Source organism: Bacteroides sp. (assembly GCA_036351255.1).
GTDB lineage: Bacteria > Bacteroidota > Bacteroidia > Bacteroidales > UBA7960 > UBA7960.
In genome coordinates this window covers 1-7,100 of the sequence record JAZBOS010000051.1, presented here as the reverse complement: position 1 = coordinate 7,100, position 7,100 = coordinate 1, and the positions used below count along the sequence as shown (strand labels likewise).

General features: G+C 50.7%; 4 protein-coding genes. All 4 read right to left on the bottom strand.

Annotated features, from left to right (window positions below):
* Window positions 1-4: 4 nt before the first annotated feature.
* Complete coding sequence (locus V2I46_04340; GenBank protein ID MEE4176718.1) at window positions 5-4,804, bottom strand: S8 family serine peptidase; 4,800 nt, start codon at window positions 4,802-4,804, stop codon at window positions 5-7.
* A 516-nt stretch (window positions 4,805-5,320) separates the two neighbouring features.
* Complete coding sequence (locus V2I46_04335) at window positions 5,321-5,854, bottom strand: exosortase/archaeosortase family protein (protein ID MEE4176717.1); 534 nt, start codon at window positions 5,852-5,854, stop codon at window positions 5,321-5,323.
* A 53-nt stretch (window positions 5,855-5,907) separates the two neighbouring features.
* The gene (locus V2I46_04330) at window positions 5,908-6,294 is read right to left on the bottom strand and encodes a four helix bundle protein (GenBank protein ID MEE4176716.1); all 387 of its coding nucleotides are present in this window, start codon (window positions 6,292-6,294) and stop codon (window positions 5,908-5,910) included.
* 150 nt (window positions 6,295-6,444) lie between these two features.
* Window positions 6,445-7,100: GNAT family N-acetyltransferase (locus tag V2I46_04325; protein ID MEE4176715.1), on the bottom strand; the 656-nt coding region annotated here is incomplete at its 5' end.

The following is a 7,100-nucleotide window of genomic DNA, read 5'->3' as shown; positions in this document are numbered from 1 at the left end:
TTACTTACTTCACAAATACCCTCTGCGTGCTCACCCCTTTTGGGCTGCTGACCCTGACCAGGTAAACCCCGGCTTCGAGGCTCAGTGCGCGGGTGTGGTTCAGCCCGTGGTCGAGGCGGTCGCTCATCACCAGGCGTCCGCCCAGATCGAATACCTGCAGCAGGCGTCCGTCGGCTTCTTTGGTGAAGTTCAGGTGCAGGGTGTTGTTCCAAATGTAGATGCCCAAGGCGTCAGCCAGGCTTTCCTCAAGGCCTGCAGTGTTGGCCGGACTAAACCTCAGTTCGAAGCGCTGGGAGTCATCGCCTGCCTGGGCAGTGAATGCATAGGGCGAATTAAAAGTCAGGGGGTGCTCCACCTCCAGTTTTTTGTCGAACAGGTATAGAGAGGTGCCTTCAATGCTTTCTTCCAGGGTGATGGTAAACTGGCTGGCATCGTTTTTGTCAAAGCCCAGGGGGATCACCAGGTCTTCATTCAGTTCGGGAAGGGTATAGGTAGAAAGCGCTTCTCCGTCCTTGAGGCTGTAAAAACCCGGGGCATATCCCCACAGAAAGCGTGAGTCATAATAGGGGTGGAAGGCCTCGCTGGTTTCAGGGATGACGACGATATTGCTTTCCTGGGCTGAGCGGTTGTTGTGCTCGCGGGCCATCAGTTGAATCTTCTGGGCCCCGCCGTCCTTGTACCAGCCCTGGCTGCTGTGGATACGCGAGGCGGCTGGGATGGTCAGGTTCCCTCCAGTAGCCTCAATTACCTGAACCATAAAGCCCTGGGCAGAGGGGATGTTACCCCCAATACCAATGTCCGAATAGCTCATATTGACTTCGTGCCAGATCTTGGCCACCCCGGCAATGTTGTTTAATGCCCAGTTGCCATCATTCCATTGCAGGGCACTGGCAAAGGGATTGCCCAACAGGTGCCAGCCGGAGTAAGTTCCTGCAGATTGAACAAGATTGTTTTTAATAATATCAGAAACATTGATTGCCCCTGAGAAGGCTTGGGTTTGGGTGGTTTGATACGAGATCAGGTATCCCTGCCCGGTATTAAAATTGGTTCCCCCGTTCCAGGTGCTAAAACTCCCATCTTTGTAGTTGATCCAGTAATTTGTAGCTTCATCCCAGCCATAGAAGTCATAGTCGTTTCCTGTACCCGCGGTAGCGAAATCAGCGATGGGCTGGTTGAGCACCGGTGAGCTGATGAGATGCCAACCGGCATCCCACGACTCCCAGCCACCCGTAGCATAGCGCTGAACAGTGACATTCACACCTGCAGTGCTGTGAATCAGTGAGCCCGTTCCATTAACATCCGAGGCGATCTGCAGGCCACTAACCCCAGCCAGGTTGGTAAGGGTTCCGTTGACAGTCAGCTGGCCGGTGGGGGCAATGGTCACAGAAGCACTTTCGTAAACCTCCAGGCCCAGGACTTCAGCCGGATCGCCTGAAATTACAGGGAACTGGGTGATGCCATCCGAAGGGATCAAGGCAACATTTGCTGCCTGGGGAACCTGGTTGCCTGACCAGTTTTCCGGCTCATTCCATGAGGTGTTTATGGCTCCTGTCCAGGAAACATGCTGAGAGGTCCCGCTGATCACCAGGTTGTCAAAACTATAAGTGATGGTCCGGTTGTTGAGTTGCTTGGTCATTACCCACCTGAACCTCACGTTTTCCTGGTTGTCCAGTGCGGCAAGGGTGGTTGAATAGTTTTCTTCAAAGGATGCCTGGCTGGCTGGGTATTGAACAATAGTATTCCAGGTTACCCCGTCATCGAGGGTGAATTCAATGGAAACACTTCCTGCCTCCCTGTCATTTGCCATGCGATGCCTGAAAGCCAAGGTAATGCCGGTGAAACCATTAAAGTTTAAAGAAGGACTGGTGAGACTTGCAGAAGAATTAACCCTGGAACCATACGAAACATATGCATAAGGTGGTGTGGTTCCGCTTACCCCATTTGTTACCGACCCAACCTGCCAGTTAAAGGTTGTGCCTTCTTCTGTCCAGCATTGGGGAATGGTTGTTAAACCGGTGAAGTCTTCACTGAAAGGAGGGGTAAAAGTCCCACAAGAGGTGTTAAAGCTCAGGTTTTCCCCATAAGCCGTTCCGTATTCATTGGTGGCATAAGCCCTGGCGTAATAAGTGGTGGATGGGGATAGCCCCGAAAGGTTGCTTGAAAAAACGCCGCTGCCGCTTCCCTCCACCGTAAAGTCTCCCGAAAGATCCGGGTCGGCGGATGTTCCCCAGCAAATTCCCCGGGCAGTAACTGACGATAATCCCTCTGATACTACTTCTCCGCTTACTGAAGCTTCTGTGGCAGAAGTGACAAGGGCTTCAAGCGTTACAACGGTAGGTTTATTATTCAAAGTCCCGGAGATGCTAACATCGTCCACATCCCAGTAATAACCCCAGGTACCGGTATAATTCCATTTAAACCTGACTTGCGACTGGCCGGCTACCGCTTCAATCAGCTGGCTGAAAGAAGCAGGGTTTGCCGTGGTCGCAGTCCATTGCTGGATCTGCGTCCAGCTAAGCCCGTTGTCCAGGCTGTAGGATAGGGTCGCGGATGAGCCTGAGGCTGTATATTGCAAGAAGTAATGATTAAAAGATAAATTTACCTCTGTGTAACTGGACAGGTCAAGCAGGGGGGTGACTAAATCCGCATTCTGTGAGTTGCCGCTGCCGTAAGCATCGCTGTTTAAATAGGCATAATTGCCGGTCGATCCGGTCAATCCATCTGTATGAGTCCCAAATCTCCATACCTGCCCGTTGCCTTGATTGTCAATAATTTCCCAGCATACGGGCAATTGGGTGCTGGCATTGAAGTCTTCCGAAAAAGGCAACAAATCCACAGGTAAACAAAAGGTCATTGCCTGGGTCGTTCTGCCTGAGGAGTATTGATTTGAGGCATCATAGGAATAGATCTTGTAGTAATAAGTGGTGCTTGGGTCAAGCCCCGTATGGCTGAATGCCGCATTTGCACCGCTGTAAATGACTTCCCCGCCACCAGGAATTACCTCACCCAATGAATAAGGTGTTCCATCAGCAGGTTTGCCAAAGACATTTTCAGGCGACCAGACCAGCATGACGTCATTGTTGGCTGCATTTTTGGTCCAGCTCAGGTCAATTTGCTGTTCATCAAAAGCGACGGCAGAAAAGTCAGACGGATTGACCACCCCGCTTAATAAGTCCACAAGTGATGACAGGGCAAAATATGCATTCAGTCGGCCGGATCCCAACTGGCCAATTAAAGTTGGATTTTGGGTATAATGATCTTCGGTATTATCCACAATTAAACTCCAGAGTTCAGAATTTAGCAAAGTGTAGCTATTGCGGTGGGCATAGGAGATCAACAATGCAGCGGCTCCTGAAACATGAGGGCAAGCCATGGAGGTTCCCTGGTAATAGGCATAGCTGTTTCCCGAAACCGTACTGTATACCCCACGCTGGGCCACTGAATTGGTCTCACCCCCGGGCGCTGAAATATCTACCCAGGTCCCGTAATTGGAATAATAGGACCGAATATCCTGGTTGTTGGTTGCTGCCACAGATAAGGTGCCTGAATAATACCCGGGATACCAGTTGCCATTGTCATTATCATTCCCGGCGGCAAAGATGGTAATGCCCCCATCCAGGACGGTTCCACCCCCATTGGCATTGAAATAGTCGATGGCATCCAGGGCTGCATAATCATAAACCCCCGCGGAAGTATATCCCCAGCTGTTCTGAGAAATTGCCGCACCATTATCGGCGGCATAAATCGGTGCCAGGTGAAATCCGCCTCCGCCATTGCCTTCAAATACCTGGCAGGACATCAGCCGGACTCCATCGCCTCCGCCAGAGCCTCCTGCGATGCCGGAAACGCCTGTGGCATTGTTGGTCACAGCTGCAATGGTGCCTGCCACGTGGGTCCCGTGGCCATCAGGGGTAATCGTTTCATCGCCATCAACAAAATCAAACCCTCTGCCACTCCACATATTTGCTGCAATATCAGGATGGTCATACTGGATGCCCCCGTCGACGACGGCCACGATCACTTCAGCATGTCCTTTTTCTATGTCCCAGGCGTTGACCAGATCAATGTCGGCCCCGGGGGTTCCGCTTGCCTGGCCGGTGTTGTGATAATGCCACTGCGATGTGAAAGATGGATCGTTGGGAGTCCATTTCAAGGAAGGTTCGTTTTGAAGAGGAGGTTGCGGGGTGCCTGACCTTTGCAGATCAACGGTTTGATAACGTGTTTTAGCAAAGATGGGTTCGGCAAGCTCTACTTCCGCCAGCTGGGAATAGGCCTTCATGGCCTCGATGATGTCTGTATTTTCATCCAGCTCCAGCTTGTACCACAAATGGAAGCCCCAGGCCTTATGCCTCTCAGAAAAAGTGTTTTTCAGGGCCGGGGATAAGAAATAGGCCTTTGATCCTTTTACCCCGAATCGCGCATTCAGTTGATCCACGGCTTCCATATTGAAAACCGCCAAACCATCCTTATCCAGGGATGGGGGATTGACTTCCAGTTGGTGCGACTGGTCCCGGGTAAATTTAATTAGTAAAACCCCGGGTTCCCACGCATTCCTGTCGAGGGCTTCATAATCGATGGGCGGCCGTTCGCCCCTGACCACCCGGTATCCGTTAATGATCTCCACCCGCAGTTCGTGGGGCGGGACTGGCTGCCTGCCAAAACCCTCCGTAACCTTCGCCGGCTCTTCCAGCGAGAATCTAATGGCGGGGGCAGTGCCTTCTTTCAGGATCTGTGCATGCAGGGGGAGCGTGATGGCTACTAACATTCCTGCCATGAACGCACGGGAGAGAGCTTTTTTCATCATCAGTAGATTGGGTTTTACAGCTGATTGGATCCAATTGGTGACCAGAAAAGGTCATGCTAAAAGTAATATTTATTCATATGTTTAAAAAAATTTAACTAAAAAATTTACAATTTGGTGTCGGATTGCCAGGTGGTAAGAGGTTTCCGATGAAAAAGGATTACACAGATTGGGACTGATTACACGGAAAATGGCATAGAGTATGGGGCTTCGCGTCTTCGCGTCCTCGCATCCTCGCATCTTCGCTTTTTACTTTCTACTTCTTACTTCCTACTGAAAATGGCGTGGGGCATGGGGCAAGGGGCATGGGGCATGGGGCCTCGCCTCTTCGCTACCTTGTCATCCTGTAAGGATTCCTCTTTTCCATAACAGAGAAATTATCAATATTATCAATATTATCAATCTTGTCAGTTTCTTTTTTTGAGGATATAAAGGGGATTCCACGGATTTGAACGGATTGCACGGATTAGGGGATGGACTTTCGCGTCTTCGCGTCCTCGCGACTTCGCTTCTTACTTTTTACTTTTTACTTCTTACTTTTTCGTTCCAAAACGCCCACATCAGAAAGATCACGGCATAGAACAGGGTTTTGAAGAAGTAGTCGTGGAAGAAATGAAAGCCATTGGGGAAGGGAAACTGTATGAGGGTGAGGCCGGTGATGCGGACGATGTTGATGAGGTGGATGACCATGATGCCCAGGGGGATGTACCACAACTTATGCTTCCAGGGGCCAGGGAAGAACACCATGATCACGATCCAGTGCATCCACTGCTTCAGGGTGGTGCACTCGGGGACTACCGACACATAGGCCTCATAATTGTTGGCGTAGATGGTCTGATCGACCAGCACCACATCCACCCCCAGCGCCTGCAGCACCCACACACTCTGCTTCAGCAAGCCATTGGCCACCCACTCAAACAGCCCCAGCACCTGCCTTTCAATGAGCCAGAACTCCAGCCCCTGCGACCAGCCCAGGTAGATGAAGTGAAAGGAGAAGAGCAGGGCGAGGAAGAGGAGGATGTCTTTTAAGGGGTGGAGGTGTTTTGGGAGCATATTGTAAAAGTAGGAAGTAAAAAGTAAGAAGTAAAAAGCAAAGAAAATTAGGGTTAATTTTCCATTTTATGGCAGAATTTCTCTGGATAGGTGATCATGGCATCGAGCATTCGTTGTATTTCAAGGTCCAGGGCCATTAGTTCCTGATGATCTTCCTGAGCAATGTAATCCAGGGCCAGAACTTCATCAAGCCAGTGAATGGTCTCACAGGCTTCTGACTGGGCGTCAATAAGTTTTGCTACAAAGGATTTAACATATCTTCTTTTGGGCCAGCTTTCTGCAATGTTTGCCCCAATTGACCTTGAAGCCCTACGAATTTGGTCGGTTAAGGAATACAGTTCCTCTTTTGGAAAGGACCTTGATATCTTAAAGATCCTGATGGAAAGATCGAATGCCTTCTGATACACGATCAAATCTTTAAAACCCTGATATGCTTTCATTCCGCAATAATTTTTGGTTCTTTTTTTTCTTTTTACTTCTTACTTTTTACTTCTTACTTCAACCAAGACCGGTATTCCGGGAAAAATCCCACTCAATAATTTTTGGTTCTTTTTTTCTTTTTACTTTCTACTTTTTACTTCTTACTTCAACTAAGACCGGTATTCCGGAAAAAACCCTCCCTTCTCTCCACCGGTAGTCAGGGTCTCATACACCTCCCCGTCAAACACCTTTTTCCCGATAAAGAAGGGCACGATGCCGCCGGGGGCGAAGGCTTGTTTGAAGGCGAAGATTCCGTCGTGGGGCTGGTGGCCGCCGCCGATGATGAACTGCTGGTGGCCTTTTTCGCGGGCCCACTGCATGATGTGGTATTTGAGCAGGTCGCCGGGACGCAGGGGAAAGCTTTCGCAGAAGGTGCCGCCCAGGTAGGAGTAGAGGCGGGTGGCGGACAGCAGCACCAGCTCTGAGGCAATCACCTGTCCCTGGTGGAGGGCGTGGAAGTAACAGCAGTGGCCGGGGAGGGTCTGATTCAGCTTCTCGAAATAGGGGCGCTGCAGGTAATACTGGGGCGCTGCCTGGCGGAGATCGAGGTTGTGATGATAGACGGCCAGGAAGTCATCGAGACGGCTGCCCGTGGGATCGGTTTCGATTGTGATTCCGGCCGCCTGTGCCGTGTGGATGTTCTTGCGGACCTTGTGGCGGAAACCTTGCCAGAGGGCATCGTGACTGAGGCTGAGATCCACCACGATGTTGTCGTTGTGGTGCACCACATCCCCGTAATAAGCCTTCGGTGCCTCGCTGAACAGGG

Excerpts from the sequence above, each read along its gene's own strand:
- V2I46_04330 (MEE4176716.1), bottom strand. The coding sequence starts at position 6,294 with ATGAAAGCATATCAGGGTTTTAAAGATTTGATCGTGTATCAGAAGGCA.
- V2I46_04340 (MEE4176718.1), bottom strand. The coding sequence starts at position 4,804 with ATGATGAAAAAAGCTCTCTCCCGTGCGTTCATGGCAGGAATGTTAGTA.
- V2I46_04335 (MEE4176717.1), bottom strand. The coding sequence starts at position 5,854 with ATGCTCCCAAAACACCTCCACCCCTTAAAAGACATCCTCCTCTTCCTC.